Below are 26,536 nucleotides of genomic sequence, written 5' to 3' on the forward strand. Positions count from 1 at the left end.
AGGGAGGCGTTTTTTACACTCGGTATATCACCCAAGCATTAAGCGAGGTCGAAACGGTCAAGGTTCATCACCTTGGTCCAGGCGGCCACGAAGTCTTTGACGAACTTCTCGTTCGCGTCCGAGCTGCCATACACCTCGGAGATCGCACGCAGTTGAGCATGAGAGCCGAAGACCAGATCGACACGTGTGCCGGTCCACTTCACTTCGCCAGTCTTGCGGTCACGTGCTTCAAAGGTGTCGTTGGCACCCGAAGTCGCTTTCCACTCGACGCCCATGTCCAGCAGGTTCTTGAAGAAGTCGTTGGTCAGGCTTTCTGGAGTGTGAGTGAACACGCCATGTTTGCTTTGCCCGACATTGGCATTCAAGACCCGCAGGCCACCCAACAGCACGGACATTTCCGGTGCAGTCAGGGTCAGCAGTTGTGCCTTGTCGACCAGCAGCGACTCAGCCGACACCTTGTAATGACCCTTCTGATAGTTGCGGAAACCGTCGGCAATAGGTTCCAGGAAGCTGAACGACTCGACGTCGGTCTGCTCCTGAGAAGCATCGGCACGGCCCGGTGTGAACGGAACCGAAACGTGCTGGCCAGCGTTTTTAGCGGCCTGTTCGACGCCTGCACTACCGGCCAGAACGATCAGGTCAGCAATGGAAATCTTCTTGCCGCCCGACTGAGCGCCGTTGAACTCGCTCTGAATACCTTCGAGGGTCTTCAGCACGTTCGCCAAATGCGCAGGCTGATTCACAGCCCAGTCCTTCTGCGGCGCCAGACGCAGACGCCCGCCGTTGGCACCACCGCGCTTGTCAGAGCCGCGGAAGGTGGAAGCTGCCGCCCATGCGGTTGAAACCAGCTGCGACACCGACAGCCCCGAAGCAAGAATCTTGCTCTTGAGCGCGGCAACATCCTGATCGTCCACCAACGGATGATCAACGTCCGGAATCGGATCCTGCCACAACAGCTCTTCGGCCGGTGTTTCCGGACCGAGGTAGCGGGCGAGTGGGCCCATGTCGCGGTGAGTCAGCTTGAACCAGGCGCGTGCAAATGCATCGGCCAGTTGCTCCGGGTTGGCCAGGAAGCGGCGGGAGATCTGCTCGTAAGCCGGATCGAAACGCAGCGCCAGGTCAGAAGTCAGCATACTGGGTGCATGACGTTTGCTCGGATCATGGGCATCCGGAATCTTGCCGGCGCCAGCGCCGTTCTTCGGCGTCCACTGATGTGCGCCCGCCGGGCTCTTGGTCAGCTCCCACTCGAAGCCGAAGAGGTTTTCGAGGTACTCGTTGCTCCACTTGGTGGGCGTCGAGGTCCAGGTCACTTCCAGGCCGCTGGTGATGGTGTCACCACCTTTACCCGTACCGAACTTGTTGCTCCAGCCAAAGCCTTGCTGTTCAAGACCCGCGGCTTCCGGCTCCGGACCGACGTTGTCGGCAGGGCCGGCACCGTGAGTCTTGCCGAACGCGTGACCACCGGCAATCAGCGCCACGGTCTCTTCATCATTCATGGCCATGCGGCCGAAGGTTTCACGAATGTCCCGCGCCGAAGCAACCGGATCAGGAACGCCTTCAGGGCCTTCCGGGTTCACGTAGATCAAGCCCATCTGCACTGCGGCCAGCGGGTTTTCCAGATTCCGTTCGCCGCTGGCGGTACGGCTTTCTTCGTTAGGGTGATTCTCCGGCTCGGCCACCAGCGTGCCGTCGCCCGGCTGCTGCATTTTCTTCTGCGCGCCGTAACGCTCTTCGCCGCCCAGCCAAGTGGTTTCGGAACCCCAGTAAACGTCTTCTTCCGGCTCCCAGACATCCGGGCGACCACCAGAGAAACCGAAGGTCTTGAAGCCCATCGACTCCAGCGCCACGTTACCGGTGAGCACGATCAGGTCGGCCCAGGAAATCTTGCGGCCGTACTTCTGTTTGACCGGCCAGATCAGACGACGGGCTTTATCCAGGCTGACGTTGTCAGGCCAGCTGTTAAGCGGCGCAAACCGCTGCTGACCGGCACCTGCACCGCCACGGCCGTCACCGGTACGGTAAGTACCAGCGCTGTGCCAGGCCATGCGAATGAACAACGGACCGTAGTGGCCGAAGTCAGCTGGCCACCAGTCCTGGGACTGAGTCATGACATCGCGCAGGTCCTGTTTGACCGCTTCAAAGTCCAGACTCTTGAATTCTTTCGCATAGTCAAAGCTCTCACCCATCGGGTCAGAGAGCGGGGAGTGCTGGTGCAGAATCTTAAGATTCAGCTGCTTCGGCCACCAGTCACGGTTCGTTGTACCGCCGCCGGCAGCATGGTTGAAAGGGCACTTCGATTCAGTTGACATGCTTGATACACCTTTGGTCATTTTCATTCGGTCATCCAGTCCTTCGGGACCTGAACAACACTGAAAGAACTCATAGCACAGGGTTCATATCGGCCGTTCGATCAACGATCAGGCCAACTCTGTAAATACGTCGCGTGGCGATAATCAGATTGCCGCGAGGCGAGCCCACAACGTGCGCAGTAAACCTGAGCTCATTCTTATCTCCTCATCAGGGTAAAACCGTGCGGCCTCCACCGACGCCTTGTAGATTAGCCTCCTTGGCGGATATTTCTAATAGAAAGAACGTTGGGGGGTGATAGGGAGATTTAGAGACGGGTCGTGCTGGCGGATCTATAGCGCGGTGTCATCGAAATGCCCAGTCCATCTGCTAGCCTGTGAAGCCGTTCGGACAGCAGAATGGATTCACCAATGATCACAATCCGCCCCATGACGATGAACGACTACGACGCAGTCATCGAACTCATGCGCACCACACCCGGCATCTCGATCCGCGACGCCGACTCTCGCGAATTGACCGCACGCTATCTGGAGCGCAACCCTGGCATGAGCTTTGTCGCCGAAGCCGATGGCGTTCTGTGCGGCTGCGTCATGTGTGGCCACGACGGTCGCCGAGGGTATCTGCAGCATTTGATTGTGCTGCCTGATTACCGGCGGCAGGGAATCGCCCAAGAGTTGGTTGAGCGGTGTCTTGGTTGCCTGGAGAACATCGGGATTTATAAGTGCCATCTGGATGTGATGAAGACGAATGAGGCTGCTGGGCGGTACTGGTCGGGGCAGGGTTGGGTGTTGCGGGAAGATATTGATCGGTATTCGATGGTGCGGCGGGAGGGGGATGTTTGAAGGGGGGGGCTCTCTCTGGGATAAAAATCGATAATATTTTGGCTAGCTTGTCACCACATCCCATACGTTTCGCTTTTTCAACTTGTTCGATAGCAAGGGTGATAGGCTCAGTAGTGCCGTGCACGTACCGAAAATAGTCGACTTGAACAGTTCATGCTGCGGCCGGCCTTTGGCCTAGACCCGGAGGACATTCAGACCTATTACGCCGAAGCTTTTGAGCTTAGGCACAACATGAAGCGCTTTGATCGTTACTTAAATCAAAACGGGCCCACTTGGACAATGGATCAACGTGCTGACCACGTACGAGCCTTGTTGGTACCATTTGCAGAGCTGCATGGTATGGGCATGGCTCACCGCGACGTGGATTGCCACAATTTGTGGTATGCAACGGATAACGCCACTATTGTGACCTCGGAATACTACGCCTCATTTATTTCCGAACAAACCACAGTCAAAGACATCCGGACACTGCTTAAAAGCACGCAGTTGCAACTGCCCGAAGATGTGTTCAGCGGAGCGGGCGACATTCTCGACCCCTTTCGCGTGGACGTATTTTTACTTGGCCAGATCGCTCACCGCATTTGCTTTGTGGATAAACGATTGGAGCGCGAGGATCAGATTTCAGTCTGGCGTCCGCACGCCAGCGGTGATCCGTTTAATGGCCAGTTGGATGAGTTTTTCGCCAAGGCCCTGGATTGGGATGCAGCCAATCGCTATAAAGATGCCGGAGTTTTTCCGCATCGGTGTACAAGCCAGCTCAAGACCGGTGGGCGAGGTATAGAAAGCTTGAATATCTCCGTGATAGCCACACCGACGATAGAACGCGGTTGCGTTAGAGGTAGCATCTAAATGGATGTCGACGATCGCAGCTTTAAAGGCCAGTCGCTCAAGGTATAGGAGCATTGTCTTGCCAATCCCCTGTCCCATGAATGCAGGCAATACGAAAATAGCGCCTATCTCTCCAGACTGGAAATCAATCAGACCTGTTGCGACCGGTATCTCGCCCAACCAGGCAAAGTGGTACTCCTTTTCCACCCAAGCCCGATATCGGTCTGTGAGCGGCACATCAGTCCACGCCATTATCTGCTCAGCGGTATCGACGGTAATGCATTGATGCCGGATCGCCTGGAGGCGTATATCAAACACGGCCTCGGTGTTAGTACGTTTGGCTGGGCGAATCAACAGCATCTTCACTCTCCTTGTCATCAATGAGTTGGAAGGGCAATGAAAAAGCCCTATCCATTTCTGGCGGGGCTTCTGGTCAATGCTTCTGTTCTAAGCGCGCACCGCCCTATGACCCGCCAAAGGCAGTCATCAAGGGGTACATCATGCTAACGAGATTTGTAGAAGTCATTGATCGACAATCTGGAGATTTGAGCACTGTATCAAGAAACGAAAATGCGGACTGGCGAGTTTATCGTCCGGGAAGGGCCGACTCGGCGAGTGTTCACTGGTCTATCCTCCGACACAGATATTACCTTGTTCTTATGCTAAAGCCCTCAAGAGGGATTTCTTCGGTTCGATTGTAAATTGGCGAAGTGCTAAAGTTTATGTTTTCAAGAGTTTCGCAGTTCCATGTCTTGGTTTGGGCAGCGTTATATAGCATGCCTAACGTCATGATCCTCTTTGCGCGTCGGTCTTTAGATCTGAAGAACACAAAAATGTCAGTCCCTTCTGGCTTGAAGTAACGGTAATGGTCGTAGTCGCCGGGGTCAACACCAAAATGTTCGAAAAAATTTTCCATAAAGTCACTGGCATCGTCACCATCAAGCCCTAGATCCCAGCTGACTCTAGTGGCGAGGCTGAGAGTTTCAAAAGCCTTTCGGCCAAATCCAACATAAAAGTAGATTCTCTCTACGAGATAGTCAACTATTTCATAGTTCAGATCGTTTCTATCCATTTTTAAAAAACCTGATCTTGTTCATCTACGATAGAGTTGTAGGTGTTCACCGTTATGTAGCCTATTTTACCAAGCTCGTATGCGGTATAGGACCATCCTATAACGGGTGTTGCTCGTGCGATGAAACCACCAATACTTCGTGTCCATCGAAGGTGCGGCGGGAACCATCCTGTAAGAGACGGTGCCCTGAAGCTTCCGGGGAACTTGCGGTTATTTAGAGTGCGCCGCATGACTATAGACATGATCGACGTGTTATTAATCGCTCCGCCAGGCTTCGCTCTAGTAGGTATTATATTGGCGCCTAAGACGATGGACAGTGCAGCCCCTACATCGTCCAATCCAAATTCATCCATTGCCACCTCCGTGGCAATAACAAATAGCAGTTCATTCGCGGTTAGTCCGCAGTCGCCGTCATAACAATATATTCTCGCCACTTAAGATGTCCTTATGCGTAAGTGCTATTTCGTATTTGATCCCAGCCGCCGGAGATCTGTCCAATTATCAAGCCGGTGGTTCGGCTTTGCTGTGAATACTGCATGCTGACCTTAGCGTAACTAAACCTTACCACCTCCTCGGGAAAGTTTGAGGGCGATTGCTCAAATAGATTGCCGGAGGCAACGCCGCTTATGATGACTTCGTCAAACACATATTCCAGATATTTTTGCTTTTCGCCGCCAGCACGACGCACGCATAGCTTCATTTGCTTAATATGTTGGCCTGCGCAACATGCCTCGAAAATCTTAGGTGTCGAAGTGTCAATGGTTTTTACAACGCTGAAGTCGCTTAAGTACACTCGGCCAACTGTAGCCCCGCCAGCCGAGCTTGCGGTTCTTGACACTGACTGAGCGGCTGATAAGCAAAACGTACTAATCTCAATCCAGTTTTTGCAGTCAGAGTCCGTTGACTCTCCACTAATAGCATCAATCCAAAGAAATGCATCAATACTCATTCCAGCTCCTTGGAATATTTTTAATGTGAATTGTTGCCTTTACACGATAGCATAAAGTATGTATCTAAGGCTCGTAAGCAACCGTCAGACAGTATAGGTTGACCTCTCGGCGTAACCCCCATTCCTATAATGGCGCATCATTCTGGTTCGGATTCCAGTCGATGGCAAGTATCAGAATCTTTCACTATCTCTGCCAGCCTCTGCGGCCAACTGGTCCGCTGTGTTTTTGCTATCATTAAGCTTGCATCACTCAGCCAAAACAGCCCAAAAAGGCACAAAAAAAGCACTTGCGTAAACGCGAAGTGCTTGATTTGTAACGCTTGTATGGGCCGGGGTAATCTGAATCGATAACTTAAGTAGCTGTTTTTGCAAGTTTTTTCTGATTCAAAAAAAACTTTGGAATGCTTTTTGGAATACCGAAGTCGTTGGCATGCTCATAACGGGAGGTATCGGCTCATCTAAGGTGACGCGGTTTTGGTAAGAGTACGCCGTCTCTGACGCGACGGGAGCTGTGGGTCGACGAGTTACTCAGTCCGGCAACCGTCAAGAGCCAATGACTAACAGCGCAAGTTTCGCAGAAATATCCCTTCTGATACGGTGGCACATCTGACCCTTTGACCCTCACGCCGGAGAGAGACCTGTGAGAAAAGACTTTGCTCTGCTCCAGTGGCTTAACCTTGACCAAGCCTTAGAATGCCTTCAAGAAATGACCAAGCTTCCCACGACAGCGGCTGACTTAATCAGACTCTGCGATGAGGGACAATGCGGAGCTTACATTCGGATAAGCCCTTCCACAGGTAGGTGCGACGAACCGATACAGGATGGTGCAGGTGAGTGGACATATGAAGTGATTGGCGTGGGATATCAGCACGTTGCTACTCCCGAGCTTTTGATAGCTCAGCGCAAAAGTAAAGCTGTGATGGTCCGCCTGACCGGGAGCGTTCGAACGGAACCAGACGTCAAGTCTCCTGAAGTCGAAAATATCGGTTGGGATGCTTCAATTGACCCGGATCAGCCGTTCTTTTTCAAAACGTCGGAGATTCGCGACCTTGCAAGCCAAATAAATGGTGCGGACGATCTCGATCCGCGTGAACGAAAAAGTATCAACCAACTGATCGAGACGCTAGCGGAAATGGCAGGCCTGGACCTCGTTCACCCAGCCGCGGATGCGATTACTATTCAAACAGCGACCCAGCTTAGCGGTTACAAAGCCCTCACCAAAGACACGATTATCAAGTATTTGAAGGCGGCGAAGGGGTCTAGACCTACTGCCTCACCATCAGCCTAATAGCCGCTAATAGACCTAAACCTTTCACTATTAGAACATCCTCACTCCTCTGGTTTGTACCTTGCTCATCAACCACACAGCGCCACCGAGCGCCAAGGAGCAAGGTAATGGAAACTGGTTTCAGTCACACCACAACACAACGCCGGATTCTCCGACTGCCTGAAGTACAGGTAAGGATAGGATTCAAGCGGGCTCACATCTACAGCTTGATGAGCCAAGGATTATTCCCACGGTCAGTGCCTCTCGGACCCAGGGCGGTGGGCTGGGACTCACTCGCAGTAGAAAAATGGATTGAGGATCGTATTTACGACGCCACCAGCGGTTCCGCTGTGAAAGGAGAACGTGTGTGAGAATGCTCTCCTATTTTCTAGTTGGCACTGATGGCCAAGAAACCCTGCCTAAGTTGGAAGCTATTGAAATGGCGCAGGATGTTGTTCATTGGTTTTCAGATATGGGGTCCGTCGGCTTTATCGGTGCGCTAGAGCGGCCCGGGTTCGGTGAGCTCCATCAGTTTGCCAGGAAGGGCGACATCTTGATTGTTCCGTCACTCGATTGTTTAGGTGGAAGTGCCACGGAGTTACTTGAGGTTTTCCAAGCGCTCAGAGAAAAAGAGGTAGCGGTGATCTCGGTACGTGAAGGCCTTCATCTCTTCGCTTTTGGCGGGGTTGCAGTAGAGGAGCTGTTGGCTGAAGCCCTAACGGGCAAAAAGGGGGCGTATTTCTTACGACTAGGTTGACGGTCATGGTCGTGCCGTTCGCTGGCTCAAAGAGTGTACTTTTTGAGCCAGGGAATCAGTCTTTTCCTATAGCTGTAAATGCTGCTCCCACCGATGGCTCAAATGTGTTGTTTTAATCTGAGCTATCATGTATATTCTGAGCTATACTTTTGAGCTATTAAGTGATGCGTACCAATGACAGTTCTAGCCTACGTCCGAGTCAGCACCGAAGACCAAAGCACTGACGCACAGCGTCATTCGATTGCTGAATTGCACAATGTAGAACATTGGTACGCTGACGAGGCCACCAGTGGGATGACCAAAGCTTTAGATCGCCCCGGCTTTGCAGAGCTTTTCAAGTTCGCTCGCAAGGGCGATACCTTGATCGTATCTGCAATTGATCGACTGGGGAGAGACACCATTGATTTGCTTGAAACCGTCGAAGCTCTTAAGGCCAAAGGTGTAGCGGTCGTGTCAATGCGTGAAGGCTTTGACCTCTCATCTCCAATTGGGAAGGCGATGCTTACGATGCTGGCCGCCGTTGCTGAGTTAGAAAGATCGAACATCAAGGCGCGTCAGATGGCCGGTATCGCTCGAGCTCGAGCAACTGGGCAAAAGCTTGGGGCCCCTAAAAAGATTGATGACGCCGCTGTAAGTGATTGGCGTAGAGCAAGCAAGGCGACCATCCAAGAGACGGCCAATCAATTCGGGATTTCAATTGCCGCAGTCAAACGAGCTTGCGCTAACAATCCCATCAGCACCGTAGAGGGGGCGTGATCATGTCAGGTAAACAGAAAACCCCAGATCAAGCCGCGCAGGCAGTGATACTCAGGGAAGCAGGTTGGACTATCTCGGCCATTGCTGGTCAATTGGAGATCAGCATCAGCACCGCCCAACGGTTGTTGAAAAAGCACGGCGCAGTGTCAGGCGCCAGTACCCTGGCACTGATAGAAAGAGCTAGAGAGGGAATGCTGGACATGGCTTTCTCCTTGGAGAACGTTCAGCGGAAAGCGGCCTCACTTATTCTCGACGATCTGGCGCTCAGTGAAAAGATCCGGACAAAGCTCTCGTCTGCTATAGACGTTCTCGATGTGAGCAATCCGATAGTCTTCCGATCTCTAGCTGCTAGCGCAACAGCGCTGAAATTGACGCAGGACATCACTCGTCGGGCATTGCCTCTAGACAAGCTTGATCAGTCGCTCGAAAGAGAGGAGCTCCCAGTACTCCAGATACACATTATGAATGAGCATGATGTGGCCGAAATGCGAGCGCACCAGCGCCGCGAAGATGCGGAGATCAACGGAGATAGCGAAGGTGTAGACGATGCTATTGAGACGTTGAGCTGGTTGGCAGAGAGACGATTAGTCCAAGCTCAGGAGTTAGATAATGACATCGTCAGTGAAGAGTGAACACATCTTGACCTTAGGTTGACCGGGCAAGTGTCAAACCCTTAGAACCATAGAAAAGTGCCGAACACCCTGGCGACAACCAGGGAACCACGAAAATGAAAATCTGCCCCGGATCTATTTCCGGCAATGAGACCGCCATGACCATCAGACATCAGAGCCCATTCAAGGAGGGGGAGGTTTTACAGATTCAAAGGCGCCTGCTCGATAGTGCTCGTACCCGGCACGCAGAAAATCTAGTGGAGAGGAAAGCCTACAGAGCTCTTTTCGGAGATGAGTGGTTTGAGGGCGAAACGGTTGATACAGACTTAAGCGACGACCTGTTATCAGCGGACCTGAATGCTCTACTCGACGAGTGTCCGTTGGAGAGGTCGGCGATAACACCCGGTGAGCCTGGAAAATATTCGGCTATTGAGCCGGGGCTCTTTGCTGGCGCACCTTCATATCGTGTTGCTGCTTCAGCTATGCCTCGTCAGGAGCCAGGACAGGCAATCCACTTTCTCGATGAGCAGCGCATCCCGCGCCAGGCGATTCTCGCCGAGCTTGGAGTAAATGCAAAAAGCAGCCGCTCAAATCGCCTTGGGCAGTCCCTCTCAACTCCAGGCAGGGCAGGGCTTGTAGCTAGTTTCAGCTTGAGTCACGAGGCGCACGTTGTAGCTATTAAGAAACTACACCCAGACGTTGATCATGATCAGCTAGAGGCGCTCCTCAAGATAGATACCTTTATCCAAAAGCTGGTGCGTGATTATCAGGGAGCAGGAGAGCTGCCAGGTTGGGAAAAATTTGTCAGTCCAGAAATCAAACAGTTTTTCCGTATCTTCCATCAGTGTGGGAAGCCTGACTCAAAAACCCTCACCATCCGGCTCGATCACAAAACGGCTGAGGCTGCTCTGGTTGCTGCACGTGGCCCGGCGAACTACCTCGCTGCGATTATAAAGCGAACCTTGGCGAAGCTGGGTATCGAAACTGATCTGACCTTCAATCTTGAATTCAATCACACCGGTCGCACGGAAAATCACCCCGCGCATATTCACGGCACGCTATGCATCCCGGATGACAAAGTAAATGAGGTCACAGAGGCGCTCAGGAGTGCTCTGGCGGAAGGTTACAGGCAGCGGTACAAGAACCTTGCAGTTCATATCGAACAGCCTCGGAGCTCTCACTGGTGGGCTGCTTACTGCGTGAAAGAATACGACACCACTGCTATCAAGCTGACGACTGATCGTGGGCGAAAAACCCGTCCGGAATACTCGACTCGAGAGCTGACTAAGGACGCGAAAGCTTTCTATAAAACCATCAGCGCTTGGCTTGGGGAGTAGCTGCCAGCGACAGGCGAATTGTGCGCCTATCGCCGCAACGCATGCTTGACCTACATAAAGCGAGGGTCACCGAGCCGTGCTTGCGCATGATTGTCAGGCAGCGGTACATCAATGAGAACTTGCCTTAGCTCGCGCCAAGGGTTGCTGCCAGTCTGCCCTGCTGTACACCCAGGCAGATGCGTAAAGGCACGACCTGCATCATCAACAGATTGCGCGTTTAGGCACTGACAACACAGAACAAAGCTTCCAAAGAGTGACCATCGCCCGGTCCACCCGATCACCCTGGCGCTGAGCAATTCGCTTTTGCTGAGCTCCTGGCAGTACGTATTCACATCAAATACTTCATACATCACACACCTCCTTATGCGAGGCAAGGAACATCCAAATTCCCCGCTCATCCATGTATAGCTCACGTCGTGAAAGAGGCTCTGATCGATTGGCTATTGCTTGACTCGACACGGGTAAAAAAGCTCATAAGCACGCAGCCCCAAATCAAAAGCTTCTGTGGACTCGGAGTCACCTGCGAACGCTTTTGAGAACTGCCTGCTCCCCCGATAGCCCCCATCCAAGACCGGAATGTTACTGGCACGAACCTGTTTTCAAAAAAGTAGCGATCTCGTCTACAAAGTCAGTCTGGGGTGTGTAGCTCTGATCCCGTATCGTCACCTTGACCGCATCACCATCCTGCTTTCCGTAAGCGCCGTCCCAAATGTAGCTGTGCCCAATGAAGTTCTCGCCAAAATAAACCACGAAACCGTCTCCATTGCCGTAAAGCTTACTTGAATGAATCGGAGGGCAACCTGGCCCCTGCATCTCCTGAGCGAGCGACTGGTAAACCTGACGGGCTGAGCCCTTTACTGTGACTGTCCTACTTTCTGGCGAATTGTCGATGCCTTTCTGAGTAAGACCATAGCTGCATCCAGTGACCATAGCGGCAATAGTGATCAGCAACGCAATACATCCTAGAGACGCGTCAAATGAAAATCCTCTCGCTCTGCGTAGGCTCATCGATTCACGCACTTCGCAACCGTCAGGTGTTTTATGCCCAGTTGAATCAGCGATCATGCGGCGGCCCCTTTACCCAAACCCCTAGCTACCCAAGCGATGCTCCATCCCAAGAGATAGAGCAACGAACATAAAACGATCCAAGCTCCAGCGAGCTGGGCCACAGTAACCGGCCGCTGCTTGCTCACGTTTGCCATGAACTCAGCATGCTGGGCATTGCTCTCTTCGATTTGGGCGAGACGTACAGAAGCCGGGATATGCATCAGAGCATCACGAACCAGGCGGTTCGAACCGTGCACTGGTTCCTCAATAGTCTTGATATCCGCTAGCTGCTCCTCAATACGTTTCTGATGATCCCGATTCAACTTTTCATCGCTAGGAATGTACGTACGGTAGACATACACCGGCGCCAAAATCAGTGCGACGCAACACACCGCCCAGGCTCGCTGCCACCCGTTCATAACGCATCACCAGAGATATTTCCGCCTGACTCATTTGACAGGCTGGGATGAGGGGTAAAACGGATGACCATTGGTTCAGCGGTTAGCACATGCAGCTCCTTGCAGGCGACGGGTCTGTATTACGCGACGAGCATCAAGCAAATGCCCTGAGATGCTAATCATAGTATGTCGACCCATAGTATGCAAAAAGCCAAATTTGGCCTATGCCTATCCCACCAGATCAATGCCCACTCGTCGCCACCTTCGCCTCCAATGTGCGCATCAAAAGGCTGGCGCTCGGGCTTTCGCAAGAAGAGTTAGCGGAGCTCGCCGGGCTCCACCGGACCTACATCGGGATGCTTGAAAGGAGTGAAAAAAATGTCACTATTTACAATATATGGCGGCTAGCTTGTGCTCTTCAGGTTGAGGCAGTAGACCTGTTGATTGAGCCTAAATGACAAGTGGTTTTGTACTCCCATCTGAACTGGTTACTCATAGCAATTCGGCCCGATCACAAACCGCTGGTTGAACTGGTTGCTGCATTAGAGAGGACGATAGCACTGCTACCAAACTGCACTGAACGGAGGCGTAAAAACGTCCGGAGTACGTTGTCCAGGAGCTCACGCAGAGCTGAAAGTTTCCTATGAGGTCATCTGGGCTTGGCGCAATGGATGACAGTGGTCCGCCAGCATTTATAAGCTTGTGACCATTGCAGGCAGAGCGCTTTACGTAGCGTTCGGTTTCGGCTACGTCTCTATAACCGCTTTAGCAACCTCTGCAGCCATACTGAGCTTCTCCCCCGAGTAACTGCTTTGAAAGCCTCAGCAAACTCTCAGGGGCATCCCGGCCATTGCTTCTCACGCGACGAGACATTCCGCTGACGATGCTTGTCTCAGACCCTCGCCACCAGACAGGTCGGACGCAGCTGCATGGCGTAGCGATAAGTAGCCGCTGTTTTTTTGCCACGACGCATTCTCTGCATGAGGAGTTTTTTACGATGGACAGTAGACGCCGAGCCGTAGCAAGCGCTTGGAATAATATTTTTTCAGAGTTCCCGCGGCACAGGCTTGACCAGAACGATTCGTAACCATATTCAGCAGATGACTGCACGACGCTGACAGTGACGATAGACTTCGGGCCATACGAAGATCGCAGAGCACCATCCATGAGTGAGCAAAGAATCGAACAAGGCTTTATCGACAAGCTAATTGAGCTCAAATACACGTACCGCCCAGATATCACGGACCGAACCTCACTGGAGCTCAATTTTCGCGAAAAATTCGAGGAGCTCAACCGCGTTCGTCTCACTGATGGCGAATTCGCACGTCTGCTCGACGAGATCGTCACCCCTGACGTGTTTACGGCGGCGCGCAGCTTGCGCGAACGTAATGCATTTACCCGCGAAGACGGCACACCCCTGAACTACACGCTGGTCAACATCAAAGACTGGTGTAAAAACACCTTTGAGGTGGTTAACCAGCTACGCATCAACACCGACAACAGCCACCACCGCTTCGATGTTCTCATCCTTATCAACGGTGTTCCGTGCGTTCAAGTGGAACTCAAAACGCTGGGTATCAACCCGCGGCGCGCCATGGAGCAGATCGTCGAATACAAAAACGACCTCGGCAATGGCTACACCAAAACACTGCTGTGCTTCCTGCAATTGTTCATCGTTAGCAATCGCGACAATACTTACTATTTCGCCAACAACAGCGCCCGCCATTTCTCGTTCAACGCTGATGAGCGTTTCTTGCCCATCTATCAGTTTGCTGATGAGGCGAATAAAAAGATTACCTATCTCGACAGCTTCGCCGAGACCTTCCTCGTCAAATGTACACTTGGCCAAACACTTAGCCGCTACATGGTGCTCATTGCCAGCGAGCAAAAGCTCATTATGATGCGCCCGTACCAAGTCTATGCAGTCAAAGCCATAGTCGAGTGCATCCAGCAGAACTGCGGCAACGGCTATATCTGGCACACCACCGGCAGCGGCAAAACGCTCACGTCCTTCAAAGCCTCCACCTTGCTCAAGGACAACTCAGAGATTGAGAAATGCCTCTTTGTGGTGGATCGCAAAGACCTCGACCGCCAGACCCGTGAGGAATTCAACAAGTTTCAGGAAGGCTGTGTCGAAGAAAACACCAACACCGCTGCGCTGGTGCGTCGACTGCTGTCCGAGGACTACTCTGACAAAGTTATCGTCACTACTATCCAGAAGCTCGGCCTCGCGCTGGATGAAAATAGCAAGCGTAACAGGCAGCGCAAGCGGAATGACCAGCTTACCTACAAGGAGCAGTTGGCTCCACTGCGCGATAAACGCGTTGTTTTCATCTTCGATGAATGTCATCGCTCCCAGTTTGGGGAGAACCACAAAGCCATCAAAGAGTTCTTCCCCAAAGCCCAACTCTTTGGCTTTACCGGCACGCCCATCTTTGAAGAAAACGCCTTGCGTATAAAAGTGGAAGACCAGCAGGCCTCTTACCAAACCACAGATGAGCTATTCCAGAAGCAGTTGCATGCTTACACCATTACTCACGCTATTGAGGATGCAAACGTACTACGCTTCCATATCGACTACTTCAAACCAGAGGGCAAAAAAACACCCAAGCCTGGAGAAGGCTTGGCTAAGCGAGCGGTGGTCGAAGCCATACTCGCCAAGCACGACATGGCCACTGCGCAACGTCGTTTTAACGCCATTTTTGCTACATCCAGCATCAACGATGCGATCGAATACTACGGACTGTTTACGGAGCTGCAACGCGCCAAGCAGCAGGCCAATCCTGACCACCAGTCGCTGAATATCGCCTGTGTATTCTCGCCGCCTGCCGAAGGGAATGCGGACGTAAAGCAGATTCAGGAGGACTTACCGCAAGAAAAACAGGACAACGAAGAAGACCCAGAAAGCAAAAAGGCGGCGCTCAAAGCCATCCTGGCGGACTACAACATCCGCTACGGCAGCAACTACAGTATCAGCGAGTTCGACGTCTACTATCAGGACGTGCAAAAGCGCATCAAAGACCAACAGTGGCCCAATACCGACCACCCGCATACGCAGAAAATAGACATCACCATCGTGGTGGACATGCTGCTCACTGGCTTCGACTCTAAATATCTGAACACCCTCTACGTGGATAAAAAACTCAAGTACCACGGTTTGATCCAGGCGTTCTCGCGTACAAACCGAGTACTTAACAGCACCAAACCCTACGGTAACATTCTTGACTTCCGTCAGCAGCAAGACGCTGTAGATATCGCTATTTCTCGATTCTCTGGCGAACAATCTGGCAAACAGGCCCGCGAAATCTGGCTGGTAGATAAAGCTCCTGTGGTTATTGAAAAATTACAGACTGCCGTGCAAAAGCTGGATGTCTTTATGCAATCGCAAGGTGTGGTCTGCGCACCTGAGGCCGTACATAATCTAAAAGGCGATGATGCGCGCGCTGCTTTTATCAGCCACTTTAAGGAAGTGCAGCGCCTCAAAACGCAGCTTGACCAATACACCGACCTCACTGAAGACGACTCCGCTGCTATTGAACACATCCTGCCAAAAGAAAACCTTCTGGGCTTTCGCGGTGCTTATTTGGAAACAGCCCAGCGCCTTAAGGCTCAGCAAGATAAGAACAGCAAAGACCCAGGTGGCAAAGTCGATGCAGTGGACCAGCTCGATTTCGAGTTTGTGCTCTTCGCCTCCGCCGTTATTGATTACGATTACATCGTGGGGCTGATGTCACGCTTCTCCCAGCAGGAACCAAGCAAGCAGAAGATGAGTCGCGAGCAGCTCATCGGCTTGATCCAAGCCGACGCCAAGTTTATGAACGAGCGCGAAGACATTGCTGCCTACATCACTACCCTCAAAGCTGGTGAAGGCCTTAGCGAAACTGCTATTCGAAGTGGCTATACCTGCTTCAAACAACGTAAAGATGCCGCCGAACTCGCTGACATTGCGAGTAAACATCACCTGTCCCCTGCTGCTTTGCAAGATTTTGTGAACAGCATCCTGCAGCGCATGATCTTCGACGGCGAACAGCTCAGCGACCTTATGGCACCGTTAGATCTCGGCTGGAAGGCCCGCACCCAGGCCGAACTTGCCCTTATGGAAGACTTGCATCCCCTCCTTCACAAGCGCGCCCAAGGCCGCGACATCTCAGGACTCAGCGCGTATGAGCAGTAAGATAAAAACAACCAGCGTGCTGGGAGACAGCATGCCCGCGCTGATTCCTAAATTGCGGTTTCCGGAGTTTCGGGACGCGTCAGGGTGGAAACCAGTAACACTGCGGAAAGCATCCGTGCCAGTGACTGAGCGAGTCGGCGAAAGGAAACTTACGCCGGTGAGCATTTCTGCTGGAGTTGGATTTGTGCCGCAGGCCGAGAAGTTCGGTCGCGATATTTCAGGCAAGCAATATAAACTCTACACCTTGGTCCGGGATGGGGACTTTGTTTTTAACAAAGGCAATTCACTCAAGTTTCCGCAAGGTTGCGTGTACCTTTTGCAGGGATGGGGGCAGGTGGCTGCGCCAAATGTCTTCATCTGTTTCCGGCTAAAAGACGATTACTCGAATGGCTTTTTTCAAAATTGCTTCGAGCAAAACCAGCATGGAAATCAGCTCAAGAAACACATCACAAGTGGGGCTCGGAGCAATGGCTTGCTGAATATCAGCAAAGAGACTTTTTTTGGCGTTGAAATCCCGGTCCCGCTTCTCCCAGAACAACAAAAAATCGCCAACTGCCTCAGTTCTTTGGACGAGCTGACCGCCGCGCAAACCCGGAAAGTTTATGCGCTCAAGTCTCATAAAAAAGGGCTAATGCAGCAGATTTTTCCCCAGGAAGGCGAAACTCAACCCCGCCTCCGTTTCCCTGAATTCAAAAATGCCGGGGAGTGGAATGCGCATCCATTTGAAGATTTTGTAGCTAAGTCTTTCTACGGAACATCAAGTTCAACCTCACCGACAGGCCAGTATCCGGTCCTGCGCATGGGGAACATGTCTGACGGCAGGTTGGATTTCACTAACTTAGTCTATATCGATTTGGATCCCGATTCGTTCGAATCCTTCCGGCTGGAGGAAGGAGATATTCTGCTCAATAGAACCAACAGCCCCGCCTTAGTCGGAAAAATTTCGCTCTTCCAGCTCAAATCAGAGTGTATAACAGCCTCGTATATTGTCACGTATCGTCTGAAAAAAAATCGAATCGATCCTTCATTCTGCAACTACATGCTGAACACACCGCTGTACCAGGCACGAATCAAGAAACTGGCCAAACCTAGTATCAGCCAGGCGAATATCAATCCGACTACTTTTAAGAAAGAATTGATAGTTTCTGTTCCGGCACTTCTCGAACAACAACGCATCGCCGACTGCCTCACCGCCCTCGACGACCTGATCGCTGCTCAGACCCAAAGACTTGACTCTCTCAGGACCCACAAGAAAGCGCTAATGCAGCAGCTTTTCCCAGCCCCAGCGCAGGTGGAGGCATGAGCGGTATTCGCACTTACCAAAGTTTGCGCACGCTGGTGACACGGCTGCGCGACGACTTAAACAATCCGACGAAGTCCACAGAACTAGTTCTTCTTTATGCTTACAACCGCACCGGCAAGACACGGCTCTCCATGGAGTTCAAGGACGCAGGCAAGCGGAAGAACAACGGCACCGCTGACACACTCTACTTCAACGCCTATACAGAGGACCTGTTCACTTGGGAAAATGACCTCGTCGGTGATACAGCCCGCTACCTGCAGCTCAATTCTGGCTCTACTTTCTTTAACGGCCTGAAAGACCTTTCGCTCGATGAAACTATTGCGGGCTACCTCAGCCGTTATGCAGACTTTGATTTCGACATTGACTACGGGACATGGAAGGTCACTTTCCGCAAAGGCGAAACTGAGAACATCAAGATTTCCCGAGGTGAGCAGAATATTTTCGTTTGGTGCCTTTTCATGGCCATCTGCGAGCGCATGCTTGACGGGCACGTTTCTTATCAATCAAACAAATATCTCTACATCGACGACCCCATATCATCGCTTGACGACAACAACGCCATTGCTGTTGCCTGCGACCTTGCCAAACTCCTGCGCCGGGCCGCTAGTCGAACGGGGCTGAATGGCGCTCCCGAGCCCATTAAGGTGATTTTTTCCTCCCATCACGCCCTCTTTTTCAACGTGATGTGCAATGAGATCGGCAGGGCGAAGGAAGGGGAGCCGAAGGTGTCTCACAAACGATACTTCCTGCACCGTCCTAATGGTGAAGCTGCCTTTACGCTACGGTCCACCGAGGATACCCCGTTTTTCCACCATGTCGCGGCCCTCGCAGAACTACAGGCAGCCGCTGATCCTGGCTCCGGCAAGCTCTACACGTTTCACTTCAATGCTCTGCGCAGCATCATGGAGAAGACGGCCTCGTTCTTTGGGCACGCGGACATTTCCTTTTGCCTCAAAGCTCTCGGGAACGAGGAAGACACAGCGCTCTACAACCGTGCCCTCAACCTTCTGAGCCACGGAAAATATGCCGTACATGAACCAACTGAAATGGGCGATGACAATAAAAATTTGTTCCGCCGCATTCTTAGTGACTTCATCCACACATTTAAATTCGCCCTGCCTGACCTATTGGGCCCGTCGCCAGCCGCAGCTGCTGCCGCGCCAATCCCAGCGCCCACAACCGAAGCCACCACATGAACGACACCAATCGAAAACAACTTGGCCAAACCCTTTGGGCCATCGCAGATCAGCTACGCGGGGCCATGAACGCAGACGACTTTCGCGATTACATGCTTTCCTTCCTCTTCCTGCGTTATCTCTCCGATAACTATGAGATAGCAGCCAAAAAGGAACTTGGAAACGACTATCCCGAGTTGCCAACTGACGTTTTGGTAAAAAAGGGAGCAGCGACTCCTCTACAAGTCTGGTATCAAGAGAACAAAGCTGACATTCCGGCCTTTGAGAAGCAGATGCGTCGCAAGGTTCATTACGTCATCGAGCCGGCACACCTCTGGAATAGCATCGCTAATATGGCTCGCACTCAGAACGGTGAGCTACTCAGCACATTGCAAGCGGGCTTCAAATACATCGAAACTGAATCGTTTGAGAGCACCTTTCAGGGGCTCTTTTCCGAGATCAACCTCGGCTCAGATAAGCTGGGTAGAACCTATGTCGACCGCAACGCCAAGCTTTGCACTATCATCCAGAAGATCGCCGAGGGGCTGAACGAGTTCTCCACGGACATCGATGCGTTGGGAGATGCCTATGAATACCTGATCGGCCAATTTGCCGCCGGTTCCGGCAAGAAGGCGGGTGAGTTTTACACCCCCCAGCAGATTTCTGACATCCTCTCAGCCATCGTCACTCTGGACAGCCAGGAACCGAAAACCGGCCCGAAGAAGCGGTTGGAAAGCGTGCTGGACTTCGCCTGCGGCTCAGGATCTCTGCTGCTAAATGTGCGTAAGCGTGTCGGGCCACATGGTGTTGGCAAGATTTACGGCCAGGAAAAGAATATCACCACCTATAACCTTGCCCGCATGAACATGTTGCTGCACGGTGTGAAGGACACTGAGTTCGAGATTTACCACGGCGACACCTTGAGCAATGATTGGGACATTCTGCGCGAGCTGAACCCCGCTAAAAAACCTGCATTCGACGCAATCGTTGCCAATCCACCGTTCAGCTACCGCTGGAATCCAACAGAAGCCATGGCCGATGACGTGCGTTTCAAAAACCACGGCGTGGCACCTAAGTCGGCTGCTGACTTTGCCTTTCTGCTGCATGGCTTTCACTTCCTGAAAGACGAGGGTGTGATGGCCATCATCCTTCCGCATGGCGTGTTGTTCCGTAGCGGTGCCGAGGAGCGTATCCGCACTAAGCTTCTGAAAGACGGCCACATAGACACCGTGATCGGCTTACCATCCAACCTGTTTTATTCCACCGGTATCCCCGTCTGCATTCTTGTACTTAAGAAATGCAAAAAACCGGACGACGTGTTGTTCATCAACGCGGCTGAGCACTTCGCTAAAGGCAAGCGCCAGAACCAGCTCACGGAAGAGCACATTGCCAAGATCATCAGCACCTACCAGACTCGTGAACCAGAGCCTGGCTATGCGCGCCGGGTAGAAATGGAGGAGATCGAAAAGAACGGCTACAACTTGAATATTTCCCGCTACATTAGTACTGCAAGCACGGAAACAGAGATTGATTTACAAGCGGTGAATGACGAGCTGGCCGCACTGGAAGAGGCTACTCAAGAGGCTCGGGACAAACACAATGCATTTTTGAAAGAGCTTGGCCTGCCACTCTTAGTGTGAACTGCGAAGCTATTCAGCGAGTTAGCACAACAAGGTACTGCATGGACAGCAATGCCTTGTTATGCGTCTAAAGAAAAGGGGACGATTTACTTATAGGGTAGACCGGCCGATTTTAGCCCCCCCCCGATAGCGGGAGAGTAGCTTCGCGAGCGTGTCAGTATGCAAGCGTGAGCTGGCAATCTCCTGCTATACGCCCAGCTTTTAATGATCACTCGTGTCACGGTAAGGTCTAGTGAGTGCTCCCTCCCCCGCGCAAATGATTGCTGACATCGAGAGACTTCCGGTAGCCGCTGTCTGGATGTGCTCGCTCCACCATTTCATCATTGGACGCCTACGCTCGATGTAGTCAGCCCGATTATAGGCGCTTCGTACTTCGTCCTTGTCAACGTGTGCGAGTGCGACCTCAATCAACTCTGGATCCCATCCATGTTCGTTAAGTATGGTGCTCGCCATGGAGCGCATACCGTGGCTCACTAGACGCCCCTCAAATCCCATCCGTTTGAGCGCCATATTCGCAGTCTGGCTGTTGCAATGGGTGCGCGGATTTCGATCCGCCGGGAACACATACTCACGGTGCCCACTGAAAGGCTTTATAGCTTCCAAAAGCTCAAGAGCTTGTTGGGTTAGCGGGATAACATGCGTGCGACGTTTTTTCATGCGTTCTGGAGGTATCGTCCATACCTTCTTCTCAAGGTCGATATCTGCCCAGCGAGCCGTAGCTGCTTCCGCTGGACGAGTCATGGTGTGGAGTTGCCACTCAATCAAGCAGCGCGTTGTCCTCTTTATGCTGGCATTGGCGATAGTTATCATCAATTCTTTAAGCTCATCCGGCGCGAGCGCTAGCATGTTTTGTTTCTTCGGCTTTTTGAAGACGGACCGGATGCCACTGAGTGGATTAGAGAAAATGAGCCCGGCATTCACCCCGTAAGTCATGATCTCGTTAAGGCGTTGGCTAAGCCGCTTGACCGTCTCTAGGCTGCCTTTTGTCTCGAGAGGTCTCAGCAATTTAATGACCACTGGAGCAGTGATTGCCGAAATCGGCGTCAGCGCCAGATCGGGAAAGACGTGGAGCGTTAAAGAGCGCCAGATGTCTTCAGCGTAAGCCGTGGTCACTGAGTCTTTCTTGAGATCAAACCAGGTGGTGGCTACGTTCTTAAATGTGTGTTCCGTGGCCGCCTTTAACGTCTGCCGATCCGTGTCACGCTTTTCCTTAGGATCGAGACCTTGAGCAACTAGCTCTCTGGCACCCACGGTGCGTGTCCGTGCCTGAGCCAGGCTTACCTCTGGAAAGGTACCCAAACCCATGTTGATCCGTTTTTTGCTCTCCGGGTGGATGTAATTGAAGTTCCAAAGCTTCGATCCATTGGCCCTAACTCTCATCTGAAGGCCGTCACCATCAGTGAGGATGTAGTCCTTCTCCTTCGGCTTGGCGGCCTTCACTTTGACGTCTGAAAGGCGTGCCGCTCGAGCTCCCATGATGTATTCCAAGCTATTTATGTATTCCAAAATTTAGCAGGTGAACGCTTGGAATACCACTTGGAATACACGAGCCAGCAGATGTCCCTAGACGCAATAAGACTGCTATGGAGCCTAAACCTTTGTATTTACTGGATTTTAGGCACAAAAAAAGACGTCCTTAGACGTCTTTAGATGTTGATATGGTGGAGCCGGGGGGATTTGAACCCCCGTCCGCCAGTACTCCGCTGTCGGTACTACATGCTTAGCCGTGTCTATTAAGTTAACCCTCAGCGACCCGACGGGCAGGGTGCTTTGGGCGAGTTGCGTAAGTTTTAGTCGCTTCGTCCGCAACGTACTAGGCGACGATCCTGTTCTATATGACAATCATTTCGGGTTTACAGGCATCCCCTGATGATTGCTGGAGCCGAAGCTACCAGAAGGAAGGCTAGCACCGCTTACGCGGCGAGAGCGTATTCCCCGTAGGTTTCGTCATTGGCAACTATAGAAAGTTGCAACAGTGGATTTACGAGTTCTGTTACCAACTCGGCATGCACCTAAAGTTTCATCACCGGCGTCGAATCCAAATCGGCCCCGAGATTGCTTTCGCAATCGCTGGGGCGGAGTGTACGCCGATTGGCGTGCCACGTCGACCCGTTTGCTGCAATCGATCAGGTCAGCCTGCACAGCCAGCCTGATCGACGGTGTTATTTAGTGCCTTCGCTACCCGAGCCAGTGTTTTTCAGCGAAGTGATCACCTTGGTGGTGATTTCGACGCATTTTTTCTCGTCGTTCTGGGCTTGAGCGGCCTTGGCGTTCTTCTCGGTGGTTTCGAGCATGGTCTTGTTTTCAGGGCTCAGGTTGGTGCCGGAAGAGGCCTGGGCATTTTCGATGGTCTTGATGTTCGCAGCACACAAATCATCGGCGGCGAAAACCGGCGAAGCCAACAGGGCAGCGCTGAAGAACAATCCAGTGAGGGCGGTACGCTTCATATGTCTCTCCTTATAACCTGTGGACTCGGTGTGGCCGGTCTTTGACGCCGTCGCCCGAGGGTTTTGAAAGCCCGTTTTACAGTTGGGCCTAAAAGATTGACTGTGTCGTAACGCAGGCGTTCTATTTTATTTTTGGACAGGGGCGAAAAAGCCAAATAGGGCTGTTCGGGCACCAAAGTGGGGCGATCTTCGAGGAGATTGTGGATTGTTAGCGGAGGAGAGGGCAATGCTGAGGTGAAGGAGCGTCCAATGCACGGGCATGGCATTGGACGCGTCGCAGGACTTATTCGTCCTTGCCCTTGGAGCGAACGGCGCGTTGCAGCTCGCGGTCCGAGTCGCGTTCGCGCTCGGTGTGGCGCTTGTCGTATTCCTTCTTACCCTTACCCAAAGCAATTTCGCACTTGATCAGGTGCTGCTTCCAGTAAATGGAAAGGGCCACGCAGGCATAGCCTTTCTGCTGAACCGCGGTGGTGAGCTTTTCGAGCTCGCGCTGGTTCAGCAGGAGTTTGCGGGTGCGTGTCGGGTCAGCGATGACGTGCGTGCTGGCAGTCTTGAGCGGCGTGATGTGGCAACCCATCAGCCAGGCCTCACCGTCCTTGAGCAGCACGTAACTGTCGACCAGCTGTACCTTTGTGGCACGCAGGCTTTTTACTTCCCAGCCAGCCAGGACCAGACCGGCCTCGAACTTGTGTTCGATGAAGTAATCGTGACGCGCCTTCTTGTTCTGCGCGATGGTCCCTGTGGGGTTTTTCTTGAGCTTAGCCATAGGGGGCGCATTATAGGGAGTTGCATCAATGTCGGCTACGGGAAAGCGCGTGCTTGAGCACAAAGGTTGAATCCCGGACAATGCGCGATCTTTTTTGGCTGGGCGTTTCAATAATGTCGACGGACAAGGTTTCGGTCCACGGTAGCTGGGCAAGCCGCTGGGTGTTCATCCTGGCTGCCACTGGTTCCGCCGTGGGGCTGGGCAGTATCTGGAAATTCCCGTACATGGTCGGTGCCTATGGCGGCGGCGCATTTGTGCTGGTGTTTCTGGCGTGCATCGCGTTGATCGGCATTCCGGTCATGATTGCGGAGACGCTTATCGGTCGTCGCTCGCGCCTCAGCCCTGCCAATGCGCTCAAGACCCTGGCGGTGGAATCGGGACATTCGGCGCGCTGGTCCTGGGGGGCCTTCGCCGGGATGATCACGGCGTTGCTGATTCTCTCCTTTTATAGTGTGGTGGGCGGCTGGTCGCTGGATTACATCATCGACATGGGGCGCGGCGATTTTCAGGATGTGTCGCCGGATCAGGTCGGTGCGTATTTTGGCGCTGTAATTGCCGACCCGTGGCGCCTGATTCTGTGGCACACCATGTTCATGCTGCTATCGGCCGTGGTGATCGGCAAAGGCGTCGAGGCGGGCCTGGAGAAAAGCCTGCGCATCATGATGCCCATGCTGTTCCTGCTGATGCTGGCGTTGTTGGGCTATAGCCTGACAACCGGGCACTTCATGGAAGGTGTGCATTTCATGTTTGACTTCAACCCGGACAAAGTGCTGGATGGCTTGCTGCCGGCGATGGGGCACGCGTTCTTTTCGTTGAGCGTCGGCGTTGGCTCGATCATGGTCTACGGCGCTTACATGACCAAAGACGCCTCGATCAGCACAACCGTTGTCGGCATTGCATTGCTCGACACGTTCGTCTCGCTGCTGGCAGGGCTGGCACTGTTTCCGATTGTGTTTGCCGCCGGCCTCAACCCGAGTGAAGGCCCCGGCCTTATGTTCGTCACCTTGCCTTACGCGTTCGGCAATGTGGCTTTCGGTCAGTTGATGGGCATCGTGTTCTTTGTATTGGTGGCCGTCGCAGCCTGGAGCTCGGCCATTTCATTGCTAGAGCCGATGGTGGCTTATCTGGTCGAACGCACCCGCGTTCGCCGGGGCTGGGTAACGTTCTGGTTGGCGTTTACGTGCTGGTTTGTCGGGCTCGGGACGGTGTTTTCCTTCAATATTTGGCAAAGAGCGAAGTTCTTCGTGAACGATGGGGGCGTATTCCACCTCTACCAGTGGGGGGCATCAACTGGCCTCGACTTCTTCGGAGTCATTGATTTCTTCACTTCGCGGATCATGCTGCCGCTGGGTGGTTTGTGTTTCGTGGTATTCGCTGGCTGGGTGATGAACCGTGAGGCGGTGCGCGACGAATTGTCGATTCGCAGCCCATTGCTCTTCAACCTGACCTTCTTTTTGATGCGCTACGTGGCGCCGCTCGGCATTCTTGTGGTGTTTGCCGCTCAGCTCTGGAAATGACGCTCACATGACTACGCACATACAACGTTCTGCCCTATTGCCTTATCCGGCCAGGTTTCTTTACGACCTGGTCAATGATGTGGCCCGTTATCCCGAATTTCTGCCGTGGTGTTCGTCTGCCACCGTGCTGGAGGCCAGTGAAGCGCAAATGCGCGCCAGTCTGGAGATTGCCAAGAGCGGTCTGAGTCAGAAATTCATGACGCGCAACACGCTGATTCCCGGCGAGTCGATCGTGATGGATCTGGTCGAAGGGCCATTCGAGCAGTTTCACGGCGTTTGGACTTTCAAGCCGTTGGGTGAGAAAGCCTGCAAGATCAGCCTTGATCTTTCGTTTGATTACGCCGGGACAATCGTTCGCGCAACCTTGGGGCCACTGTTCAATCAGGCGGCCAATACGCTGGTGGATGCGTTCTGCCAGCGGGCGAAAGAGCTACATGGCTGAGGCATCGATTCAGGTCGAGGTGGTGTATGCCTCGGTACAGCGTCAGGTGTTGATGACGGTTGAGGTCCCCGCCGGCTCGACCGTGAGTCAGGCGCTGGCGATGTGTGGCATGGATCGGGAGTTTCCCGAGCTGGATCTGACTCAATGCCCGGTGGGTATTTTCGGTAAAGTGGTCACTAATCCCGCCGAGCGTCTGCTGGCAGCAGGGGAGCGGATCGAGATTTATCGCCCGCTATTGGCCGACCCGATGGAAATCAGACGTCTGCGCGCAGCCAAGGCGCGTGAAAAAAGAGGGCTGTCTGGCTGAACATTTGCTGAAAGAGACCCGCAAAAAAGCCCGGCACGCCGGGCTTTTTGATGAGCGTCTGAAGACTAACGGTTGTTAGTGTCCAGCGGCTCCTGGGTCGGGACCGGAACGGTCTCAACGCTGTCCACGTCCTTCTGGATAGTGTCCAGCAGCGAGCCTGGTTTGGCTGGCTCTTCTGGTTTCTGCTCAGGTTGCTTCTCTGCAGGCGTCGCGGTATCGCTGCCTTTGCCGAGAATGGCCTCATCGCGACTGACGCCGGGCATGAAGTCACCTGACAGGCTGACCAGTTGGTCGCTGTCGTTGAATACCAGACTGACACGCTCCTGCTGGCGTTCACCGCCACCTGGCTGCAGGCTGTACAGGTAATCCCACCGGTTGGAGTGGAAAGTGTCGGTCAACAGGGGGTTGCCCATGATAAACCGTACTTGCCGCCGGGTCATTCCGGGGCGCAACTGGTCTATCATGTCCTGCGTGACGACATTACCCTGCTGGATGTCGATTTTGTAAACCCCGGGGAATGAACAACCGGCGAGTGCGAGCAGTCCCACGAAGGTGAAACTGGTTAGCAAGAGCTTGGTGTTTTGCATCGGTGGG

26 protein-coding genes and 1 other RNA gene are annotated in these 26,536 nt (G+C 52.9%); 15 read left to right on the plus strand and 12 right to left on the minus strand.

The annotated features are described in order from the left end of the window. Positions 1-38: 38 nt before the first annotated feature. A complete protein-coding gene (gene katG, locus POR16_RS04225) occupies positions 39-2,309 on the minus strand; it encodes a catalase/peroxidase HPI (protein ID WP_005888922.1) in 2,271 nt (756 codons plus the stop codon). Positions 2,310-2,717: 408 nt separating this feature from the next. Here katG and POR16_RS04230 point away from each other — a divergent pair, with 408 nt between their 5' ends. After that, a complete protein-coding gene (locus POR16_RS04230; protein ID WP_005888924.1) occupies positions 2,718-3,149 on the plus strand; it encodes a GNAT family N-acetyltransferase in 432 nt (143 codons plus the stop codon). A 621-nt stretch (positions 3,150-3,770) separates the two neighbouring features. On the opposite strand, the gene POR16_RS04235 is transcribed toward POR16_RS04230, so the two are convergent. The 4 genes from POR16_RS04235 to POR16_RS04250 all read right to left on the minus strand — a co-directional run bounded on the left by POR16_RS04235 (position 3,771) and on the right by POR16_RS04250 (position 5,998). Beyond that, on the minus strand, positions 3,771-4,337 hold the full coding sequence (locus POR16_RS04235) for a GNAT family N-acetyltransferase (protein ID WP_005888926.1): 567 nt from the start codon (positions 4,335-4,337) through the stop codon (positions 3,771-3,773). A gap of 286 nt (positions 4,338-4,623) precedes the next feature. After that, a complete protein-coding gene (locus POR16_RS04240) occupies positions 4,624-5,049 on the minus strand; it encodes a DUF1493 family protein (RefSeq protein WP_005888928.1) in 426 nt (141 codons plus the stop codon). A gap of 2 nt (positions 5,050-5,051) precedes the next feature. Further along, entirely contained in the window at positions 5,052-5,483 is a 432-nt protein-coding gene (locus tag POR16_RS26980) for an STM2901 family protein (RefSeq protein ID WP_005888930.1), read from the minus strand. 11 nt (positions 5,484-5,494) lie between these two features. After that, positions 5,495-5,998 carry an Hcp family type VI secretion system effector gene (locus tag POR16_RS04250; RefSeq protein ID WP_005888931.1) on the minus strand — a complete coding sequence of 168 codons (504 nt, stop codon included), beginning with the start codon at positions 5,996-5,998 and terminating at the stop codon, positions 5,495-5,497. Between the two features lie 640 nt (positions 5,999-6,638). Between POR16_RS04250 and POR16_RS04255 the strand changes: the two genes are divergently transcribed. The 6 genes from POR16_RS04255 (at position 6,639) to POR16_RS04280 (ending at position 10,726) form a co-directional block, all read left to right on the plus strand. Next, positions 6,639-7,286 (plus strand): hypothetical protein, encoded by a 648-nt coding sequence (locus POR16_RS04255; RefSeq protein WP_005888934.1) that lies wholly within the window; start codon positions 6,639-6,641, stop codon positions 7,284-7,286. A 107-nt stretch (positions 7,287-7,393) separates the two neighbouring features. Then, a complete protein-coding gene (locus POR16_RS04260; RefSeq protein ID WP_005888935.1) occupies positions 7,394-7,636 on the plus strand; it encodes an AlpA family transcriptional regulator in 243 nt (80 codons plus the stop codon). Positions 7,637-7,638: 2 nt separating this feature from the next. Continuing rightward, positions 7,639-8,022, plus strand: coding sequence for a recombinase family protein (locus tag POR16_RS04265; RefSeq protein WP_051126717.1), 384 nt, complete (start codon positions 7,639-7,641; stop codon positions 8,020-8,022). A 174-nt stretch (positions 8,023-8,196) separates the two neighbouring features. Continuing rightward, positions 8,197-8,778, plus strand: a complete 582-nt coding sequence (locus POR16_RS04270; RefSeq protein WP_005888939.1) for a recombinase family protein — start codon at positions 8,197-8,199, stop codon at positions 8,776-8,778. A gap of 2 nt (positions 8,779-8,780) precedes the next feature. Further along, positions 8,781-9,410: a helix-turn-helix domain-containing protein gene (locus tag POR16_RS04275; RefSeq protein WP_005888941.1), complete on the plus strand. Its 630-nt coding sequence runs from the start codon at positions 8,781-8,783 to the stop codon at positions 9,408-9,410. A gap of 95 nt (positions 9,411-9,505) precedes the next feature. Next, positions 9,506-10,726, plus strand: a complete 1,221-nt coding sequence (locus tag POR16_RS04280) for a hypothetical protein (protein ID WP_005888943.1) — start codon at positions 9,506-9,508, stop codon at positions 10,724-10,726. A 579-nt stretch (positions 10,727-11,305) separates the two neighbouring features. On the opposite strand, the gene POR16_RS04285 is transcribed toward POR16_RS04280, so the two are convergent. Next, positions 11,306-11,791 (minus strand): hypothetical protein, encoded by a 486-nt coding sequence (locus POR16_RS04285; RefSeq protein WP_005888945.1) that lies wholly within the window; start codon positions 11,789-11,791, stop codon positions 11,306-11,308. Further along, entirely contained in the window at positions 11,788-12,192 is a 405-nt protein-coding gene (locus tag POR16_RS04290; protein ID WP_005888947.1) for a hypothetical protein, read from the minus strand. The genes POR16_RS04285 and POR16_RS04290 overlap by 4 nt, the downstream gene beginning before the upstream one ends. A 203-nt stretch (positions 12,193-12,395) precedes the next feature. Here POR16_RS04290 and POR16_RS04295 point away from each other — a divergent pair, with 203 nt between their 5' ends. From POR16_RS04295 to POR16_RS04315, 5 genes are all read left to right on the plus strand, one after another. Beyond that, positions 12,396-12,629, plus strand: a complete 234-nt coding sequence (locus POR16_RS04295) for a helix-turn-helix domain-containing protein (protein WP_005888949.1) — start codon at positions 12,396-12,398, stop codon at positions 12,627-12,629. A gap of 707 nt (positions 12,630-13,336) precedes the next feature. Next, positions 13,337-16,345 carry a type I restriction endonuclease subunit R gene (locus POR16_RS04300; RefSeq protein ID WP_005888951.1) on the plus strand — a complete coding sequence of 1,003 codons (3,009 nt, stop codon included), beginning with the start codon at positions 13,337-13,339 and terminating at the stop codon, positions 16,343-16,345. Then, positions 16,335-17,648, plus strand: coding sequence for a restriction endonuclease subunit S (locus POR16_RS04305; RefSeq protein ID WP_005888952.1), 1,314 nt, complete (start codon positions 16,335-16,337; stop codon positions 17,646-17,648). The genes POR16_RS04300 and POR16_RS04305 overlap by 11 nt, the downstream gene beginning before the upstream one ends. After that, positions 17,645-18,844: an AAA family ATPase gene (locus POR16_RS04310; RefSeq protein ID WP_005888953.1), complete on the plus strand. Its 1,200-nt coding sequence runs from the start codon at positions 17,645-17,647 to the stop codon at positions 18,842-18,844. Before POR16_RS04305 ends, POR16_RS04310 begins: the two co-directional genes overlap by 4 nt. Next, complete coding sequence (locus POR16_RS04315) at positions 18,841-20,463, plus strand: type I restriction-modification system subunit M (RefSeq protein ID WP_005888954.1); 1,623 nt, start codon at positions 18,841-18,843, stop codon at positions 20,461-20,463. The genes POR16_RS04310 and POR16_RS04315 overlap by 4 nt, the downstream gene beginning before the upstream one ends. Before the next feature lie 201 nt (positions 20,464-20,664). Here the strand turns inward: POR16_RS04315 and POR16_RS04320 are convergent, their stop codons facing one another. The 4 genes from POR16_RS04320 to smpB all read right to left on the minus strand — a co-directional run bounded on the left by POR16_RS04320 (position 20,665) and on the right by smpB (position 23,676). After that, on the minus strand, positions 20,665-21,939 hold the full coding sequence (locus POR16_RS04320) for an integrase domain-containing protein (RefSeq protein WP_005888955.1): 1,275 nt from the start codon (positions 21,937-21,939) through the stop codon (positions 20,665-20,667). A 183-nt stretch (positions 21,940-22,122) separates the two neighbouring features. Beyond that, positions 22,123-22,514: a transfer-messenger RNA gene (ssrA, locus tag POR16_RS04325) on the minus strand. Positions 22,515-22,625: 111 nt separating this feature from the next. After that, positions 22,626-22,910, minus strand: a complete 285-nt coding sequence (locus tag POR16_RS04330; RefSeq protein WP_005888956.1) for a potassium-transporting ATPase subunit C — start codon at positions 22,908-22,910, stop codon at positions 22,626-22,628. 283 nt (positions 22,911-23,193) lie between these two features. Beyond that, the gene (gene smpB, locus POR16_RS04335; RefSeq protein WP_005888957.1) at positions 23,194-23,676 is read right to left on the minus strand and encodes an SsrA-binding protein SmpB; all 483 of its coding nucleotides are present in this window, start codon (positions 23,674-23,676) and stop codon (positions 23,194-23,196) included. 113 nt (positions 23,677-23,789) lie between these two features. Between smpB and POR16_RS04340 the strand changes: the two genes are divergently transcribed. From POR16_RS04340 to POR16_RS04350, 3 genes are read left to right on the plus strand one after another with little or no spacing between them, the layout of a single operon-like run. Continuing rightward, on the plus strand, positions 23,790-25,193 hold the full coding sequence (locus POR16_RS04340) for a sodium-dependent transporter (protein ID WP_042932144.1): 1,404 nt from the start codon (positions 23,790-23,792) through the stop codon (positions 25,191-25,193). Between the two features lie 7 nt (positions 25,194-25,200). Further along, positions 25,201-25,635 carry a type II toxin-antitoxin system RatA family toxin gene (locus POR16_RS04345; protein WP_005888959.1) on the plus strand — a complete coding sequence of 145 codons (435 nt, stop codon included), beginning with the start codon at positions 25,201-25,203 and terminating at the stop codon, positions 25,633-25,635. Beyond that, positions 25,628-25,942: an RnfH family protein gene (locus tag POR16_RS04350; RefSeq protein WP_005888960.1), complete on the plus strand. Its 315-nt coding sequence runs from the start codon at positions 25,628-25,630 to the stop codon at positions 25,940-25,942. The genes POR16_RS04345 and POR16_RS04350 overlap by 8 nt, the downstream gene beginning before the upstream one ends. A 65-nt stretch (positions 25,943-26,007) precedes the next feature. On the opposite strand, the gene POR16_RS04355 is transcribed toward POR16_RS04350, so the two are convergent. After that, complete coding sequence (locus POR16_RS04355) at positions 26,008-26,529, minus strand: outer membrane protein assembly factor BamE (RefSeq protein ID WP_005888962.1); 522 nt, start codon at positions 26,527-26,529, stop codon at positions 26,008-26,010. Positions 26,530-26,536 lie beyond the last annotated feature (7 nt).

It is taken from the genome of Pseudomonas coronafaciens pv. oryzae str. 1_6 (genome assembly GCF_000156995.2).
In the GTDB taxonomy this organism is placed as follows: domain Bacteria; phylum Pseudomonadota; class Gammaproteobacteria; order Pseudomonadales; family Pseudomonadaceae; genus Aquipseudomonas; species Aquipseudomonas tremae.